This is a genomic window from Rhizobium tibeticum, assembly GCF_900110205.1.
Taxonomy (GTDB): domain Bacteria; phylum Pseudomonadota; class Alphaproteobacteria; order Rhizobiales; family Rhizobiaceae; genus Rhizobium; species Rhizobium tibeticum.
This window is the reverse complement of the sequence record NZ_FOCV01000032.1, coordinates 56,107-73,135: the sequence shown is the minus strand read 5'-3', so window position 1 is coordinate 73,135 and position 17,029 is coordinate 56,107. Positions and strand designations below refer to the sequence as shown.

At 59.3% G+C, this 17,029-nt stretch carries 14 protein-coding genes and 3 pseudogenes; 8 read left to right on the top strand and 9 right to left on the bottom strand.

Going from position 1 to position 17,029, the window contains the following annotated elements; translation table 11 throughout:
- Positions 1 to 213: pseudogene (locus BSG20_RS35835) on the top strand (integrase); the annotation flags it as partial.
- A gap of 113 nt (positions 214 to 326) precedes the next feature.
- Positions 327 to 449, top strand: a pseudogene (locus BSG20_RS27170) (transposase domain-containing protein); the annotation flags it as partial.
- Positions 450 to 518: 69 nt separating this feature from the next.
- Here BSG20_RS27170 and BSG20_RS27165 read toward each other — a convergent pair.
- The gene (locus BSG20_RS27165; RefSeq protein WP_072380098.1) at positions 519 to 1,343 is read right to left on the bottom strand and encodes a nickel-binding protein; all 825 of its coding nucleotides are present in this window, start codon (positions 1,341 to 1,343) and stop codon (positions 519 to 521) included.
- Entirely contained in the window at positions 1,318 to 1,653 is a 336-nt protein-coding gene (locus tag BSG20_RS27160; protein ID WP_244541438.1) for a transposase, read from the bottom strand. The genes BSG20_RS27165 and BSG20_RS27160 overlap by 26 nt, the downstream gene beginning before the upstream one ends.
- A 168-nt stretch (positions 1,654 to 1,821) precedes the next feature.
- On the opposite strand from BSG20_RS27160, the gene BSG20_RS27155 reads away from it, so the two are divergent.
- Positions 1,822 to 2,619 carry an SHOCT domain-containing protein gene (locus BSG20_RS27155; protein ID WP_244541439.1) on the top strand — a complete coding sequence of 266 codons (798 nt, stop codon included), beginning with the start codon at positions 1,822 to 1,824 and terminating at the stop codon, positions 2,617 to 2,619.
- 122 nt (positions 2,620 to 2,741) lie between these two features.
- Here BSG20_RS27155 and BSG20_RS27150 read toward each other — a convergent pair whose 3' ends face one another.
- Positions 2,742 to 3,053, bottom strand: coding sequence for a hypothetical protein (locus BSG20_RS27150; RefSeq protein WP_177309897.1), 312 nt, complete (start codon positions 3,051 to 3,053; stop codon positions 2,742 to 2,744).
- A gap of 486 nt (positions 3,054 to 3,539) precedes the next feature.
- On the opposite strand from BSG20_RS27150, the gene BSG20_RS27145 reads away from it, so the two are divergent.
- Together BSG20_RS27145 and BSG20_RS27140 are read left to right on the top strand one after the other, a co-directional pair.
- Positions 3,540 to 4,013: a hypothetical protein gene (locus tag BSG20_RS27145; protein WP_072380100.1), complete on the top strand. Its 474-nt coding sequence runs from the start codon at positions 3,540 to 3,542 to the stop codon at positions 4,011 to 4,013.
- 204 nt (positions 4,014 to 4,217) lie between these two features.
- Positions 4,218 to 4,676, top strand: coding sequence for a cupin domain-containing protein (locus tag BSG20_RS27140; RefSeq protein ID WP_072380102.1), 459 nt, complete (start codon positions 4,218 to 4,220; stop codon positions 4,674 to 4,676).
- Positions 4,677 to 5,153: 477 nt separating this feature from the next.
- Here BSG20_RS27140 and BSG20_RS27130 read toward each other — a convergent pair whose 3' ends face one another.
- On the bottom strand, positions 5,154 to 5,468 hold the full coding sequence (locus tag BSG20_RS27130; protein WP_037131533.1) for a DUF3303 domain-containing protein: 315 nt from the start codon (positions 5,466 to 5,468) through the stop codon (positions 5,154 to 5,156).
- 238 nt (positions 5,469 to 5,706) lie between these two features.
- Positions 5,707 to 5,889 (bottom strand): DUF1194 domain-containing protein, encoded by a 183-nt coding sequence (locus BSG20_RS27125; RefSeq protein ID WP_072380106.1) that lies wholly within the window; start codon positions 5,887 to 5,889, stop codon positions 5,707 to 5,709.
- 464 nt (positions 5,890 to 6,353) lie between these two features.
- On the opposite strand from BSG20_RS27125, the gene BSG20_RS27120 reads away from it, so the two are divergent.
- The 3 genes from BSG20_RS27120 (at position 6,354) to BSG20_RS27110 (ending at position 9,700) form a co-directional block, all read left to right on the top strand.
- A complete protein-coding gene (locus tag BSG20_RS27120) occupies positions 6,354 to 7,025 on the top strand; it encodes a DUF938 domain-containing protein (protein ID WP_072380108.1) in 672 nt (223 codons plus the stop codon).
- A 778-nt stretch (positions 7,026 to 7,803) separates the two neighbouring features.
- Positions 7,804 to 9,156, top strand: a complete 1,353-nt coding sequence (locus BSG20_RS27115) for an LLM class flavin-dependent oxidoreductase (RefSeq protein ID WP_072380110.1) — start codon at positions 7,804 to 7,806, stop codon at positions 9,154 to 9,156.
- 16 nt (positions 9,157 to 9,172) lie between these two features.
- A complete protein-coding gene (locus tag BSG20_RS27110) occupies positions 9,173 to 9,700 on the top strand; it encodes a flavin reductase family protein (RefSeq protein WP_072380112.1) in 528 nt (175 codons plus the stop codon).
- Positions 9,701 to 9,717: 17 nt separating this feature from the next.
- On the opposite strand, the pseudogene speB reads toward BSG20_RS27110, so the two are convergent.
- The 4 genes and pseudogenes from speB to BSG20_RS27090 all read right to left on the bottom strand — a co-directional run bounded on the left by speB (position 9,718) and on the right by BSG20_RS27090 (position 16,566).
- Positions 9,718 to 10,688 (bottom strand): annotated as a pseudogene (speB, locus tag BSG20_RS27105) (agmatinase).
- Between the two features lie 412 nt (positions 10,689 to 11,100).
- Positions 11,101 to 14,370, bottom strand: coding sequence for an error-prone DNA polymerase (locus tag BSG20_RS27100; RefSeq protein WP_072380114.1), 3,270 nt, complete (start codon positions 14,368 to 14,370; stop codon positions 11,101 to 11,103).
- Positions 14,367 to 15,890: a Y-family DNA polymerase gene (locus BSG20_RS27095; RefSeq protein WP_072380116.1), complete on the bottom strand. Its 1,524-nt coding sequence runs from the start codon at positions 15,888 to 15,890 to the stop codon at positions 14,367 to 14,369. The genes BSG20_RS27100 and BSG20_RS27095 overlap by 4 nt, the downstream gene beginning before the upstream one ends.
- A complete protein-coding gene (locus BSG20_RS27090; RefSeq protein WP_072380118.1) occupies positions 15,805 to 16,566 on the bottom strand; it encodes an ImuA family protein in 762 nt (253 codons plus the stop codon). Before BSG20_RS27090 ends, BSG20_RS27095 begins: the two co-directional genes overlap by 86 nt.
- Positions 16,567 to 17,029: the final 463 nt, after the last annotated feature.

Here is a 17,029-nt window from a genome sequence, read left to right as displayed (position 1 = left end):
AGCGCTGCCATGGAACTGCTACAGGCGGGCGTGGATTGCTCAGTTATCGCCCTATGGCTCGGCCATGAGACGGTCGAAACCACGCTGACCTATCTTCACGCGCATCTTGAACTGAAGGAAACCGCGCTCGCAAAGCTGAAGCCGTACGAACGCGCCAAGGCCGAACGATTCCGACCGAACGACCGGCTTCTGGAATTCCTGAGCGCCCTCTAAACATGAGACTATGCCGAGTGCCCACAACAAATCTCCGGCGGAAAGGACGAGAGAAGCGCGTTCCAACTGGTATGTTGGAAGAAGTGCTCGGCATAGTTCGACGGTCGGCATAAACCGCAAAACTCAATGGCGTCGAACCGCTTGGTTATCTCGCCGACGTCCTCACCAAAATCGTCAATGGACATTCAAACAGCCAGATAGACGACCTGCTGCCATGCGCCTATGTCGCACCGCGCCAGACCAAGGCCGACGCCTGTGAACGTCGCTTACGGTGCTGCTTCCCACGGGATAGGAGAAACGCGCTCTCAGATGCCAACCGGTCCGGCCCACGCGCATTCGAACGCAGGTATCGGCATAGAGAACCCCTTCAGTTGCAGTCGTGCGGTTTCCGTAAAGGTAGCGCTGCTGTGCTGATTCCGGAACACACTCTCCGATACGAGAATCTGATCGGTCGAGGCCGCCGAGCATAAGCGGGCAGCTAGCTGAACTGTCGTGCCAAATAGATCGTTACTGTCCTCGACGGGTTCTCCGCAATCAATGCCGATCCGAATGTGTATAGGCTCGGCGTTGCCTCGGTTGTACCGGTGGAACCCTTGATGAATGGCGGTGGCGCAATCAACGGCCTGCGTAGTGGACACGAAGGACGCCATTATGCCGTCGCCAGTGTGTTTCACCTCGCTCCCGCCGTGCTCGTTCAAGCATCTTCGGACTACGGAATCGTGTGCCCTGACCAGTTCCGTGCCCATGCGGTCGCCGAGGCGGGCGGTCATTTCCGTCGAGCCCACTATATCCGTGAACATGATCGCGCGGTGGGCGCAGTCTTTATTTTGTGATTTTCCTGCAAGAGGTTCGGGATCCTGGATCCGGCCAAGAAAAGCCTCCACGGCGGAAAGAGCTACCTCGACAACCTCGCCGGCTACATGGCCGTGCGCCACGCGATGGACGCACTGAGCGGTTTCTTTGTCTGGTGCATCTATCAGGCAAAACGCAGTGCCGCGCTGATGGTCGAACCAGTAGGTCAGGAACTTCACTCCATACTCGTCCTGGACTTCGAGGTCCTTCCGATGTGCCTCGGCAACGTCTGCGGCGCTATATCCTTTGAGATCATGACGATCCATGAATATGGCCATCGTCTTCCCCTTCCCCGGTTTCCAGGAAGTGTATGCCCGATCGGAATTTTGGGCAATCGATCGATTCCCTTTCGGGTTGAGTGTGCTCGCGTTTCCGCAAAAGCCGCCGCCGGGTGAATAACTGCTCCGGCGAAAGCCCATGCCGCCGCGCCACTGCGAAAACCATCACGTCGGCCGCATAGCCTTCGGCGACAATCTGCGCCTTCTCTTCGTTGCTCCAGTCGCGATGACGTCCCGTTCCTGTGAAGACCTCGAACCGCCGCACGGGCTCCTCTTCCTTTGTTTCAAGCGTAAGCTCTGAAATCGTCACATGTCCAAGCCCTCGGTAGGCCTGGAACATCAATGATCAGAACGTGATCCGAGGTGGAGTCAGAACACCGCGAAGGCGAGACGCGCGATGTCGAGACGTTTTTACCGTCGCTCAACGATGAAAGAGACGAGCTAGGTTCTAAATAGCACATCACGGGAAAGATTGAGTTTGACAAAGGAGTTGATCGAAGTGAGCACGGCAAAACATTCTGGTCAGGAAGAGCTGATTTCATCCCTTGCGCAGAAGCACGGTGTCAGCGTCAACACCATTCGCGACCTCTATGCCGCCCTTATTGCGGGCAGCGGATACCAGGCCCAGTTCAACCTGCCGGAACTTGGCGGCATGGGCCAATGGTCCAACGGTGGCATGGTCATGGTCGGAGACATGTTCAACCACGGACTGAAGGCCAAAGTCGCCGATCTGTGTTCCGAGCTGGCCGACGTAGCACGCCAGGAAGCCTATGACGAGCGAGGCTCGCGGCAGAGCCAACAGCAGGGCCACGGGCCCAAGCTTTCAAGCGGTTGGTATCCTAGAGATTTGGGAATGCCCGCTTCTTCAGGATCACAGAACTCCATGCGGTATGCGTTCTTCCCCTCCACACGACGGCTGGCGATCAGCGATGGCGATCACACTACAGTCTACGATACAGCAGATCATCAGATTTCCGGGTTCTCTCAGCAGCAGGGTGGCAGTCATGATGTTTCTTTCACATCTCAGCATGGCCGCGTAGCACTCTCGACCCTTCGAAGAGTGCGCCAAGCTCCGAACGCCGATGAGAGCCACGGAGATAGCGATGACAAAGAGCCCCGTCGCCAGCCCCCCGAGCCGCCACCCGCCCCAATGCCTGGAATCGCTAAAGATGACGTCATCTCGAAAATCGAGCGCTTGGGTGCTCTACACGCGAAGGGCATTTTGACCGACGAAGAATTTCAAACAAAGAAAGCCGAGCTGCTATCCCGCATCTAGGAGTCCAGTTTGCTCGACGATTGTTGCCTGTGGAGAGATGGATGGCTGTTCGATACAAACTGGGCTGCACCTTGACTGCGACGTTAAAGAGGCGACGACGGGGTGGCGCTCCCCGCCTCCGATTAATTCGCCATCTTGATCGACGCCAGGATCTTGCCAAGGTCGGCGTCGTGCTTGTCCTCCTTGCCCTTCGTGCCCCAGTAGGTCACGACAAGCGCCTTCTCACCGGACGTCGCTAGGAAAGCCAGGCCCACGCTGACCGGTCCGTCTGAGTCCTCTCCGTCGCAATCAAGGGTGGTCATCTGCAGACCATTGACCTTCTCGACGGGGGGTTCTTTCTGTGTCTTCGGATCGATAATCACGCCGCTCCGAGAAAGAAAGTCGACAGCATCGCTGGTGACCTTCTCGATCGAGTTCGAGACAGCGACATCCACGGAGAGGTAAACTGCGGAATTCGAGGAGGTGCCTTGGACCCCGGTTTCCGTTTCCTCTGGCTGCCAACTATCGGGTATGGTGATGCTGGCGATCGGTCCGTCACTGGGAAAATGAAGGGTCGCCCCGTGGGCCGCTACGGGGGATGCAAAGAGTAAGGATGGCCAAGGAGAAAAAGTGCTTCATGAGAGGCTCTTCGATTGAGGTAGGAACTGCCCTACCACCCCACAGTCGAATTCTTAAGATCAAGGACGATTCCGGGGCGCGGTCTCGGGATTACCTGACAACAGTTCGTTACGGGTCTTTTTCGAAGCAGAACCCGACCGGCGGAACCCGGTCACGCCTAGAAGCTGGGGATCTTGAAAATGAAAAATGATCCGGAAATCATCTGATCGTCACAAATGATTAAAGAAGATTGAGATCGGTCTCGAACCAGCTTGCCCGTCATCGGTGCCTGCTTTAGCTCATGAAACAAATGGAACACGCCGATGATCTTCATGATAGTCGCGGTCGCGATCGTTTTAGTTTTTTTCTTCCTGTTTCCCCACCCCACGTTAATTGCGCTGATTGCGGCCATTTTCGTCGGCGCTGGCGTCGGGATCTATGTTTACTTCCAGCAATCCGACCGCAACAACTCCGCGAGCTTGGTTGTTGGCACGAGCACCGGCACCCAAGGCTGCCTTGACCCTGCCAAGCCAGTTTTCGTTCAGTTGTTCAACGGCTCCGACCAGCGTGTCAACGTGGTACGCTTCCGATTGGTCGCGAAGCGCCCAGGCTTCAGCATTGAAGCTTACTCCGACTATCTCAGCAGCTACAAGATCATTGAGCCGCATGGCGTTTACGGGACATGCTGGGCACTCAATCAGTATAGAGGCTTGGAGACCTTGCCAGACAAACCTTCGCCCAAGGATTTTGAATGGAACGTGGACATATCATCAGTAGAGTTCGCTGAGGATGAGTAGGCGTCGGTCCCTTGGTGAATTCTTCAGCCCCACCCGCTGAAAACTGTGTTTGCCTCGCCCGAGTTGCTAAATAATGTGGCGTGGTTTGTCTTCAGTCCGCGCAGCCGCCTAACAGACGGAGACCTGACGGCCAGACTGTAGGCGTGCCTTGCGATGGGTCCGGCACAGGACTATCGCGCCGAGTAAGACTGATGGAGGAGCGGGATGGCAGAACCGGGGAGCAATGCACCCGGAGCCCAAGCGGACTGCGCACTTGAGGTGTTCGGCGAGACAGTGATCATCCGTCGCGATCCATTCGGCGTGCTCGACGCGGCCGTGATCGAGGAGATCGTGCCGCCAGGCGTGGCTGCACCGCTGCACCGCCACAGCCGGGAGGATGAAATCTCCTATGTGATCGTAGGGACGTTTCGAATCTGGCGTGGCGATGAGGTGTTCGACGTCCGTCCTGGCGGTATCGCATTGTTACCCCGCCATCAGGTCCACTCTTTCAAGAACATTGGTACGGTCTCCGGCCGCCTCTTGACCGTCATCGTACCCGCAGGCTTTGAACACTTCTTTGAGGTAGTTGCCGAGCGCCGTCTCGGAGACGAGAACCTGGACGAGATTGCGACCCTCGCGGCGGGCCAGTTTGGGCTGGAGATAATGGGTCCGCCGCCGGGCTAAGTTACGGCAGGGGCACCCGGGATGTTTGGTAGAAGACGATCCCAAAGGCGATCCATGAGGTGGACTATACGGAACGATGGGAGAACGAGGTTTGCCCTCCGTTCCTGTCAAGGGTACGCCTCGGCAACACCCCGGAACGTTTGGAAGCCCAATCGAGATGGGTGGTTGCCAAGGGATCAGAGGCAAAAGGCCCGCCGGCCGGGCTGGTTCGCTCAACCGGGTGGAGAGATAGAAGTTGCTAACTAGTGGCGTGGATGATTACTTCCCAAAGATACCTTCGGCGCATCTACGCCAATGTGGGCTGCGGTTTTTGCAATCCAGTCCTTAGCCATCAGTACACTCTCATCGATGCCTGCCTTGTCCTGGCATACGGTCATCGATAGCCCACCGTCACTCTCACTACTCCGGGCCAGAGTGTAGCTCACCCCGCGACTGCTGTTGACCCGAAGCGAACATTGCCTGGGTTGCTCGCAAAACTCACTCAGGTTTGAGTCCATCGCGCCAAGCAATTGCTTCTAGTTCGACCCGGACAGCGTCCTCGACGGCAATCACGGGTCGTGCCTGGAATTCGAAAGCAGGCCAGGTCGAGCATACCTTGTGAACCGCCAACGGATCATCGCAATCCACCAACATATGCCCACCCCACTCGCCCACTCGCACAACGAACAACTCGATCTTGAAATTGGCCGGCGCTTTCCATTGAGTGAAAACCTCCAGTATCCGCTTCTGGGCATTCTCGTACTCCGTAGGCGATCCCTGCGGACGTTCGAACCAACTGATCATGTACTTCATCTTCATCCTCCACTATTTGAGCTGAAATCCTCGGGCCGACTTATCCTCGAAGCCTTGCGCAATTGGGCTTCCTTGACAGCTGCTTTTAACGGCGTGTCCACGGCTTCGATATTGGTATGTCCGCAAAGCTCTCTGCGGCCACAATCGGTAATGATGAACCACCCCACTTTTTCCGTTGGGGACTTAGCGTCTCCCCGGAAAACAGCCGAAACCGCCACGACCCACCGCAGCGTCGGAATCACGGCCCATCGCGGAACGCAGCGGAAATCGCAGCTTTCTGAAGCGCATATTCCTCGTCATCTATGCTGTCGGAGCCGTCTACCGCCAGGACAAGCGCGATGTCCGAGCACTCGCTTGCTTGCGCCGCCGCGCTTAGGTCAAAAATCAGCGCTAAAGTGATGCAAAGCAGCGTCTTCCTCATCGCCGCCCCTGTCCAGGTTCACCCACAGCAAACAGACAAAGAACCTTATCATGAACGACGCTAAAACCGTAGGAATATGCAACCTCTCCGCTCCAGATCGCATTGCGACGCGTTCGCGCATTTGAAGACCAGGCTCCATGCTCAAGAGAAAGCGCAACGAAGGCTAACGAGAGGAAAATCTACTCCGACTCTTCCGGCGGCCCCTTGTTGCCGATACTGAAAAAGTCGGAACTCGGGGCTGGCCGAAATGTCCGCCATTTCATGTTCTAAGCGAATGTTGCCGCTCGATGCGGTCCCAATTTGGGTACGCGCCTCACACGCCGCTTGATCGCAAAATTATTAGGTCCCCCAAGTCATTTTTCAGTATCGGCCTCTACGGCCCGCCCAATGCGGCCGCTCCGAGCTTCAGTTCCATCATTTTTTCAGCTATAAAGCGGGCATTATCCCAGGGGATTTTACGGCCCATGCCAGAGGAGAACGACAAGCGCTCGCCTGTTGCGCTTGAACAGCGCGGCGTAAGCGCCGATCAGCGCATGTTCTCGCCTTCGGCTGCGCGAAATTCCGAGCCGATCCTTGCTGTCCTAGAACGTGTTCTTCCGACACATGGCGTGGTCCTAGAGATTGGCTGCGGGACTGGCGAGCACGCCGTGTGTTTTGCGAAAGCGATGCCCAACCTCACTTGGCTGCCGAGCGATCCGGATGCCGACGCGCGTGCCAGCACCGCCAGCTGGATCAAATTTACAGGGTTGAATAATGTGCTCGCACCGCTTGATATAGATGTGTGCTCAAGACTATGGGGCGTCGAGCAAACGACGCCGTTTGACGCCATCGTGTCGATCAATATGATTCATATCGCGCCATGGGCGGCAAGTTTAGGATTGTTTGCAGGCGCTGGCCGTTTGCTCTGCGCTGGTGGACTTCTTATTCTCTACGGCCCATTCATGCGCGATGGCGTACACAACGCCCCCTCGAACGCCGCTTTCGACGCGTCTCTAAAGGCGCACAACCCATCTTGGGGTGTGCGTGATATTGCTGATCTTGAACGCGTGGGTGAGGCCTCTCGACTTAGTCTTCGCGAGACAATCAAGATGCCTGCCAACAATATGTCGGTTGTCTTCTCCAGCGGTACTGCCTGAACGACAACCGTCCCAATTCTATTGGCCAATCAGAAGAATCGAGTTGAACTTTGGCGAGGCAGCCCAGCCCGGGCCGTGTGTAAACACGAGTACCGGTGCGTTTCCGTGTTGGAGTGAGCTTATTTGCCGGTTACGGGTCGCATCAGGGCTATGGCTCTAGTTTGGCGCAACTCGTCCGTGGATCAAGGCATTTGATGAGGCGACCGTTGATCGTTGGGTCAAACTCTTCACCGCATTCGAAACTGCGGAGTAGGCACCGCTGATACCGATTGTCTCTCCTCCGTCTACGCTACAGGCGGAGGATGATGTGTCGTCACGGTTCGACGTGCTCAAGGCGGCCGACGACGTTGCTGCAGCAGGATGAATGCTCACTGCCATCGAGCAGCGGCTTGAAGAGCGGAACCTAGATGATTGGGAAAAACTCGCGAACGTCGCGAATAAGGCGGCGGAAATGCTTGTACCCGTCCCAGGGCGGAGGCTGCACTAGCTAGGTCGGCCGGAGGAAATAGGAGCTGCTGGCGATTACAAAAGGAGTACCTCAAGGATGGTCTCCATGGTTTGAAGATACAGCTTGACCTCACGCGCGTCTAACGGTGTTCGGCTATGCGCCCGCCCGGTAAGCCTGTCGTGGATTGTTTTCGCTTCCGGAGGTTTTTAGGTCCCCGCACCCATGACTCTTTAGAAAAACTAAAACGGAAATTAGTGTTGCGATATTGATGTGAAAAGTCCCGTGACGTTACCTTGGGCATCGTCGTTCAAAACGCCTGGGGAGAATTTCATGACCCGTACCGACAAGATGAAACTCGGCACCTTCGTCTATACGTTCGGCTTTCATCCCGCGTCCTGGCTGCATCCGGCAAGTGACGTTCACGGCGCCAATGATTTCAGCCATCTTCTCGACGTCGCCAAACGCTCGGAGGCGGCGAAGTTCGACTTCATGTTCATGGCCGATTCACCGGCCGCCGCCGTTGGCGATCCGGACGCGCTCGCCCGTATCCCGACCAAGATGAATCGCTTCGAGCCCTTGTCGTTGCTATCAGCCCTGTCGGTGACAACGAAAGATCTCGGCCTCGTGGCCACTGTTTCAACCAGCTACTACGAGCCCTACAATGTAGCGCGCCTCTTTGCCTCTATCGACCATTTGAGCGGCGGCCGCGCCTGCTGGAATGTCGTGACCTCCGACCACGACGAGACCGGCTATAACTTCAATCGCGAAGGCCTCGACCCGCATGCGCTGCGCTACGAGCGCGGCAACGAGTTCGTGGACGTCGTCTTCGGCCTGTGGGACAGTTTCGAGGACGACGCGTTGCTTCTCGATCGCGAGAGCGGTGTCTATTATGACAAGACCAAGCATCACACGCTCAATCACAAGGGTAAGCACTTCCAGGTGCGCGGACCGCTCAACATTGCCCGTTCGCCGCAGGGCCGACCCATCATCGCGCAGGCCGGCGGTTCTGAACCCGGCATGGACATGGCGGCGCGGACGGCCGAAATCGTTTTCAGCCTTGCCTCGAACATCGATCGCAATCGTGCATTCTATGAGAACGTCAAGGGCCGCATGCCAGCCTACGGGCGCAATCCCGACGACCTCAAGATCATGCCCGGCGTCGTGCTGAACGTTGGCGAAACGGAAGCCGAAGCGAAGGCAAAGGTCGACTATCTCATCGACAAGATGCATCCGGACGTTGGGCGGTTGATGCTTTCGGAGTTTCTCGAGGCCGACCTGCGCGGTGTACCGCTGGACAGGCCCTTTCCCATGGATCTGTTGCCGTCCGCGCCGAAGGGTTCACGCGCCCTGTTCGACGAACTGGTCGATTTCGTCAAGGGAGAGCGTACCGTCGGTGAACTCGTGCGCCACTATGCCGAGAAGCACACCGGTAACGGCATTACCGGCACGCCGACCCAGATTGCCGACTTCATGGAAGAATGGTTCGAGACCCGTGCGGCCGATGGCTTCATTTTGATGTTCCCGACGCTGCCGTCGAGCCTTCAAGATTTCGTAAAGCTTGTCCTGCCGGAATTGCGCCGTCGTGGGCTTTTCCGCGAAGAATACGAAGGCAAGACGCTTCGCGAAAACCTTGGCCTATCGATGCCGGTCAATCGCTTCGCGACGGCACGAGCCAAAGGCTGACACAGGGGGCAAGTCGATGGAAGAGTTGGCAACCAGATCCATTGTCGATCAATCCGCGTTCAAGCTTTCAATGCGCCAGCTCGCCGGTGCAGTGAGCGTCATCACTGTTGGCGAAGGCGACGAGCGGACAGGCTTTACCGCGACCTCGGTTTCCTCGCTGTCTGCAGAAGCGCCTTCAGTCATCGTCAGCCTCAACCGCGGGTCGTCCTCGTGGCCGGTGGTCGAGCGGTATCGTCGCTTCTGCGTCAACGTGCTCACCGCTAACCAGTGGCATGTCGCGCAGTCCTTTGCAGGGTTCGACGGACGGCGAGGCGTCGAGCGTTATGAAGACGCGCAATGGTATCGTCTTTCAACCGGGACGGCGGCCCTGACGGATGCTCTGACGGTTCTCGATTGTGAGCTTGAAACGGTCCTCAATCACCATTCGCACGCGATCCTCATCGGTCGCGTCTGCGCGATCGAAACGCGTGAGGATGTCGAACCGCTCCTCTACTGGCGTGGCGGCTACCGACGCCTGTCCGGCGAGGCAGTCACCTGTCCCTGACAGGACAATTGTCGGCATCAGGCACTGGCCGCATTGCGTCGATCCCCGACCTGTTTGGCGATGACACACAGAAGTTCGAACATCATTGTGGCGCCGGCAAGCGCCGTCATGCCGGCAAGGTCAAACGGTGGCGAGACTTCAACGACGTCGGCGCCGACGATCTGGACGCCGGTAAGCAGCCTGATCATCTGTTGGGCCTCGCGGGCGTGAAGCCGCCCGCCTCCGGCGTTCCCGTTCCAGGCGCCATGGAGGGATCGATGCTATCGATATCAAAGGTAACGTATGTCGGCAGGTCGCCAGCGATGCGTCGCGCCTCGCCCATCACATCCTCGGCGCCGCGACTGACAAACTCTTCCATGTAGATGATGCGCACGCCCTGCTGCTTGGCCCAGTCGTGCTCCCCCGGATCGTAAATCGAGCCGCGAATTCCGATTTGCACGATCCTCTTGGGATCCAGCAATCCCTCTTCGATCGCGCGACGGAACGGCGTTCCATGCGTGTAGGAATTGTCGCCGAAATAGCGGTCATTGGTATCGGAATGAGCATCGAAATGGATCAGCCCGACTGGTCGGTGCCTTGCCACGGCACGCAGCACAGGCAAAGTCGTCAGATGGTCGCCGCCGACCGAGAGAGGAATGGCACCCGCAGCGACGATCTCATCCATGCCCGCTTCGATGCGAGCGAGGCCGTCGATAAGATCGATCGGGTTGACGGAGAGATCTCCGACATCCGCGACATTGGCGATGCTGAACGGCTCGGTGCCCGAAACATGGTGCACGCGCCGCATGAGGCTCGACTGATTGCGAACCTCCCGCGGCCCGTGCCGGGCGCCTGCCCTGTTTGTTGTACCGCCATCCCAGGGAATGCCGACCAGTGCGACATCAAGTCCGGCTGCGGTCTGCACGGCAGGCAGGCGCATGAAGGTGGAATGGCCGGCAAAGCGTGGAACTTCAGCAGCATCGACCGGTTGAAAGAAAGTTCCACTCATCGTCCTGTCCTGTTTTTGCAATGGTTAGGCAATGTGTGATCCTCATGTCTCGTGCGCAAGCCCATCTTTTTACAATTCCCGATCAACCTGGTCGGGCCGAATGTTTTTACTTCCAGGAATCCTCTAGTCCAAACCTCGTAACCTACGCCGCGCACTTTCCGGTGTGGATGAAAATGGATGGGATAATGGACGACGGCGCTCGACCTATCGAAATTGCGTATCACGCCCGAGATCCTATCGCTGATCGCCTCGATCGAACGAATTCAAAGGTGCGTGGCGAGCGGCCTCAAGGACGAGCGGTTCCCCAAAATGCTTGTGCATTTCGGCTCCCCACGCCCGCCGCAACGCGGACGCTCACGCAATCCTTGAGCCTACACGCTCCCCACACCCGGGGTCGATGATGCTGTCTCCCTCACCTGAAATCCCGTGTCTTCACCTTGATCGCCTCGAGATGCTGATAGGAATCGACGATGTCGCGCGGGCGCGGCCCCTTCGGCAGCCCGCGCGGATCGGGCGCCGGCGATCCATGGTGAAACTCGTCGCCTCGCCCGTGCGGAAGCGGAAAGACGGCCTCTCGATCGCCGACGCTTGCAAGATCGGCGGAAAGATCATTCAGCCGGTGGGCAACGAGATGCACAACGTCGCCTTCACGCTGGATGCGGCCATAGACGCCGAGCATGCCGGCGCCGAGCACGATGCGTCGGTACTTCTCGAAGGTCTTCACCCAGACGACCAGATTGGCAATCCCGGTCTCATCCTCGATGGTGATGAACATTACACCCTTTGCAGATCCCGGCCGCTGGCGAACGAGAACGAGGCCGGCGGCTTCGAGCCATGTGCCGTCGCGTGCCTGCATCGCATCACGGCACGTAGCGATGCGACGCTTGGCAAGATCGTCGCGGAGGAACGAGACCGGATGGCAGCGCAAGGTCAGCCCGACATGGCCGTAATCCTCAACGACCTCGCCGCCGGCCGTCATGGGTCTTAACGCCACCACCGGCTCATTGAGCTCTGATACCGTCTGTTCTTCACGAGCTGAGGCGGCGGCAAAAAGCGGCAAAGGCTCGTCGCGCAACGCCTTGATCGCCCAGAGTGCTTCACGTCGCGCGAGCCTCAGCGATGGCTGGAAGGCATCGGCCTCCGCCAGTTCGACGAGCGAGGTGGCCGGCACGCCCGCCCGCCGCCAGAGATCATCGACGGAGGTGAAGGGCAATTCTGCACGCGCCGCGACGATCGCCGCCGCATCGTTATTGGCGAGCCCCTTGACCATACGCAGGCCAAGGCGGACGGCGAACCGGCTTTCGTCTTCCGTAGCCTCGAGCGTGCAGTCCCAACGACTGGCATTGACGCAGACGGGGCGAACCTCGACCCGGTGATCGCGCGCATCGCGGACGATCTGGGCGGGTGCATAAAAGCCCATCGGTTGGGCATTGAGAAGGGCGGCGCAAAAGACGTCTGGATGCCAGCATTTCAGCCAGGACGAGGCGTAGGCGATCAGCGCGAAGGAGGCCGCATGGCTTTCGGGGAACCCGTAGCTGCCGAAGCCTTCGAGCTGCTTGAAGGTCTTCTCCGCGAACTCCGGTGCATAGCCATTTGCCACCATGCCGGCGATCAGCTTCTCCCCGAACCTCGAAACACCGCCCGTATGCTTGAAGGTCGCCATGGCGCGGCGCAACTGATCGGCCTCGCCCGGCGTGAAACCGGCGCATTCGATCGCCACCCGCATCGCCTGCTCCTGGAAGAGCGGCACGCCGAGCGTCTTGCCGAGCACCTTCTCCAGTTCCGGCTTCGGATAGACCACTGCTTCCTTTCCCTCCCGGCGCCTGAGGTACGGGTGCACCATGTCGCCCTGGATCGGGCCAGGTCGGACGATTGCCACTTCGATGACGAGGTCATAGAAGGTGCGTGGCTTGATCCGAGGCAGCATCGACATCTGCGCCCGGCTTTCGATCTGGAAGGTGCCGAGCGTGTCGGCCTTCCTGATCATCGCATAGGTGCGTGGGTCTTCGGCCGGAATGGTGGCAAGATCGAGATTGATGCCCTTGTGTTCGGCGAGAAGATCGAAGCCGCGCTTCATGCAGGAAAGCATGCCAAGCGCCAGGCAATCGACCTTCATGAACTTCAGGATGTCGATATCGTCCTTATCCCATTCGATCACCTGCCGGTCGACCATCGCCGCCGGCTCGATCGGCACCAGTTCGTCCAGACGGTCGCGGGTCAAAACGAACCCGCCGGGGTGCTGCGACAGATGACGCGGCGCACCCATCAATTGCCGGGCAAGCTCCAGCGTCAGGCGAAGGCGCCGGTCACCAAGATTGAGATTGAGCTCTTCGGCGTGTTTCTCACCGACGTCTTCGCCCCAACCCCAAACCTGGGACGAGAGCATCTTTGTCATGTCCTCCGGCAGGCCGAGTGCCTTGCCGACATCGCGAATGGCGCCTTTCGAACGGTATCGAATGACGGTGGAGCAAAGGGCGGCGTGATCGCGCCCATAGGTGTCGAACACCCATTGCATTACGATTTCGCGCCGCTCATGCTCGAAATCGACGTCGATATCCGGCGGCTCCCGGCGTTCCTCAGAGACGAAGCGCTCGAAGAGCAGGTCGTTTATGTCGGGATCGATCGAGGTGATGCCGAGTACATAGCAGACGGATGAATTGGCAGCCGATCCCCTGCCCTGACAGAGAATGTCCTTTGATCTGGCAAAGCGGACAATGGAGTTCACTGTCAGGAAGTAGGGGGCATATTGGAGCCTCTCGATCAGCTGCAGTTCATGATCGAGGTTCTTCTTGACCTTTTGCGGCAACCCTTCCGGATAGCGCCAGACAGCACCCTCCCAGGTCAGTTGTTCCAATGTCTGCTGCGCCGTCATTTCCGGATGGGATCGTTCCTCCGGGTATTGATAGGCGAGCTCATCGAGTGAAAAGCGGCATCGCTCCATGATCTCGATGGTGCGGGCGAGCGCTTCGCGATAGCGCGCAAAGAGCCGTGCCATTTCTTCCGGCGGCTTCAGATAACGGTCGGCGTGGCGTTCGCGCCGGAAACCGGCATCGTCAATGGCGACGTTGTGGCGGATGCAAGTGACGACGTCCTGCAGCACGCGTCGCTCCGGCACATGAAACAATACGTCATTGGTGACGACCGTCTCGACATCCATGGCCGCCGCCAAGTTGGAGAGCAGGTGAAGCCGCAGCTGATCATTCGGTCGGCGGCGCAGGGTGAGCGCCAGATAGGCGCGATCGCCAAAGGCTTCCTTCAAGCGGCGCAGATGCAACTGGCAAGTTTGATCGGGTTGATCGGGGATGAGGACGGCAATCAGGCCTTCGCCATAGGCCACGAGATCAGTCCAGTCGAGCCGGCATTTTGCCTTGCCGGCCCGTTTCTTGCCAAGCGACAGCAGCCTGCAGAGGCGCGCATAGGCAGGCCGATCCGTCGGATAGACGAGGACCGACATGTCATCGGTGAGATCCAGGCGACAGCCGACGATCAGTCGCACCCCAGTATCCCTGGACGCCTGATGGGCGCGCACGATGCCGGCGAGACTGTTGCGGTCGATGATCGCCAATGCCTCGATACCGAGCACTGCCGCCTGCGCAAACAGTTCCTCGCAGGACGAAGCGCCGCGCAGGAAGGAAAAGTGCGACGTCACCTGCAGCTCGGCATAGCGTGGCGTCTTCGTCATCCGAATATCCCATGCAGGAACCATCGGTGACTGCCGGTCTCGCCGTGCTCGCCATCACCGGAACGAAAGATCCAATAGCGCTCGCCGGCATCATCCTCGACCTGGAAATAATCGCGCACGGCTGCCAGTTCGGCATCGCCTTTCCACCACTCGCCGAAGACGCGCTCCGGCCCGTCGGCTCGCCTGACCCGTCGCCGGATACCGCGCCAGGTGAAGCTGACAGGGGGATGATCAGGCAGCAGCGCCATGGTCTCGATCAGCTCGGGATGCGCCAGCAGTCGCGTCGGCCGTGGCCAATGATCGGGCCAGGTCTCGCCGTTGTCCGGCGCCATCGGTGCAACGCGAGCAACCGAGCGTTCGGGGACGTCGCTTGCGACCGGCGCGAAGCGATAGAGCCGCCGCTCGCCGATGCGGTTGCCGAGAATGTCGATCAGCCCGGATACATCGGCTTCTGGTTCTCCGACCAGCGAGGAAATCACCTGTCGAGCCATGAGCGGCTCGGCTTGGGTTGCCGTCAGTGACATGATCTCGATGCCGAAACCGGGATCGATGGTCTCGATCCGGTCGGTCAGCAATCGTGTCAGCCGCTTGACGTCGCGAACCGGTGTCGCAGTTCCGGCACGGATTACCTGATAAGAGTTGTCGACGCGGTGGAAGAGGAGATCGACACGGCGGGCGCCGAGCCCTTTCTCCTCAAGCATCCGACAGAGTTGGTCCACGAGCCTGGCGGTATAGCGCGCGATCGTCTCGGCCGCTGCAATCGGCTCGCCGAAGGCACGGCGAACCTCGATGAGATCCGGCGTGCGCACCGGATCGATCGGCTCGGCGATCCTGCCCATCGCCTGATCGAGACGGCGGCCAAGCTCCGGCCCGAACCGCAGCGTCAGCGGTGCACGGGAAGCGCTGGCCGCCTGGCCGATCGTATTGAAACCCAGAATGCGAAGACCATTGACGATAGCTGCATCGAGCCGCAGCGCGGCGATCGCAAGACCCCGGATAGCGTCAGCCTGGTCGCCCGGCGGAACGACACGCGTCGGACTTGCCAAAAACCGGGCACAGGCGTGGGCCGCACCCCAGGTGTCGGCGACGGCCGCCCGCGCGGCAATGCCGGAGGCGAAAAAGCGGTTGACCATGCCCGACAGCATCAGCTCCTCGCCGCCATGCAGATGATCGGCACCTGTCGTGTCGATCATCAGCCCGTCGGGCGGATCGGCGGCAACGATCGGCGCGTAGCGCTGCAGCGCCCAAAGCGCCAGACGGTCGAGCGCCTCGGCGTCGGCAGCCGGATCGGCGTCCATAACGGTGAGACCGGAAACCAACGCCTGTGCCTTGGTTGCCGGCATGCCCACCCTCAGTCCGCCGGCGATCGCAGCCGCGTTCGCCGCCAGGAGGACACGCCGGCGCTGCTGGCGGCCAACGAGGACGAGCGGCGTCTCAGGCGGAGGCGCGGCGTCGCCCAGTTTCCTCCTGAGGCGATCCGTGGACCAGCTCGGAAGGAAGAGCGATACGACCCTTGGCATCTGGAGCCTCCACTTCGAAATCTGCACTTTCGCCGGCGCGACAGCGGATCAGCTCGAGCAGCCAGCGTGCGCGGCCGACCCCTGGAACCGGCAAGGGAGAGGACGGCAGCACCGAGACCCGCCAGCGCGTGAGCGACGCCGTCGGTTGCCCGAAATCGGACGCTTCGGTCTGCCGGCGCCAGCGGCGGACGGCAATCCCGATCGTGCCTGAGCTTTCGGCGGCAAGCTGCAGACGGCGCGAGGCGGTCATCGATAGCCGCGCAAGCTCTCCAACGACGACACCCAGCCCGCCATGACGCAATCCCTCCTCCATGCAGGAAAGAAGCGCCTTTTCGTCACCGGCCTCCACATAGATGACACGACCTGGCAACAGGCCCACTTGGGCCAGCGCTGGCGCGAAGAGGTCCGGCCGCGTTACGCACCACAGAACTTTGCCCCGGCTGCGGGCGCCGACCGCCGCGGCAAACAGCGCGGCGGCGGCGCCGTCGACCGCACCATTGCCGCCGCCAGCGACTTCATGCAGCGCACCCAGAGCCAGCCCACCACCGGGAAGACGGCCGTCAATTGCGGGAACGCCGAAAGGAAGCACCGCGCGACTGCGTGTCACCCCGCCTTCAAGCCGCTCGATGCGTTCGCGCAGCTCGGCGACAACAGGGTTGACAACGTAGTCACGCATGCGAAATGGCACCTCCTTCAGGCTTTGCAACGGCAGAAACTGCTGATATGTTCTCTATTTGTTCTTAAATGAAAGAGGAGTCAATCAACCACCAAGCGACTGTTTCGACGAAGGCTCGCTGGACTTGAGCAACTTGCCGATTTTCTGATGAAATGCAGCGGGATAGCTTGAAGATAATCATCGAGACGCCAAACGAAATTTGTAGCGGGCCTCTGTACATTATTGGAACACCGATTCACGGTAGGCGCTGTCTCCGCCGATCGGCCGGAATCGACCTCATGAAGGTCGTTCGGTGTGCAGCTTGGCGATCCTGGAAGCCGTCATTCGTTCATTGGGAGCTCGAAGGTAGCAGGCTTATCGCCACAGTTCGCCTGACCCATCCGATAATCATCGCAAACGAAAATAAGCGCGGTTGGCTTTTGCAATGAACGCGGCGCCCCGCTTCCGATCGGGGCGAAGAGCC

Bases quoted from the DNA above. Each gene is read 5' to 3' on its own strand.
- BSG20_RS27110 (WP_072380112.1), top strand. From the start codon at position 9,173: ATGGAAGAGTTGGCAACCAGATCCATTGTCGATCAATCCGCGTTCAAG.
- BSG20_RS27090 (WP_072380118.1), bottom strand. From the start codon at position 16,566: ATGCGTGACTACGTTGTCAACCCTGTTGTCGCCGAGCTGCGCGAACGC.
- BSG20_RS27120 (WP_072380108.1), top strand. From the start codon at position 6,354: ATGCCAGAGGAGAACGACAAGCGCTCGCCTGTTGCGCTTGAACAGCGC.
- BSG20_RS27145 (WP_072380100.1), top strand. From the start codon at position 3,540: ATGATCTTCATGATAGTCGCGGTCGCGATCGTTTTAGTTTTTTTCTTC.
- BSG20_RS27130 (WP_037131533.1), bottom strand. From the start codon at position 5,468: ATGAAGTACATGATCAGTTGGTTCGAACGTCCGCAGGGATCGCCTACG.
- BSG20_RS27095 (WP_072380116.1), bottom strand. From the start codon at position 15,890: ATGCCAAGGGTCGTATCGCTCTTCCTTCCGAGCTGGTCCACGGATCGC.
- BSG20_RS27100 (WP_072380114.1), bottom strand. From the start codon at position 14,370: ATGACGAAGACGCCACGCTATGCCGAGCTGCAGGTGACGTCGCACTTT.
- BSG20_RS27140 (WP_072380102.1), top strand. From the start codon at position 4,218: ATGGCAGAACCGGGGAGCAATGCACCCGGAGCCCAAGCGGACTGCGCA.
- BSG20_RS27115 (WP_072380110.1), top strand. From the start codon at position 7,804: ATGACCCGTACCGACAAGATGAAACTCGGCACCTTCGTCTATACGTTC.
- BSG20_RS27165 (WP_072380098.1), bottom strand. From the start codon at position 1,343: ATGGCCATATTCATGGATCGTCATGATCTCAAAGGATATAGCGCCGCA.
- BSG20_RS27125 (WP_072380106.1), bottom strand. From the start codon at position 5,889: ATGAGGAAGACGCTGCTTTGCATCACTTTAGCGCTGATTTTTGACCTA.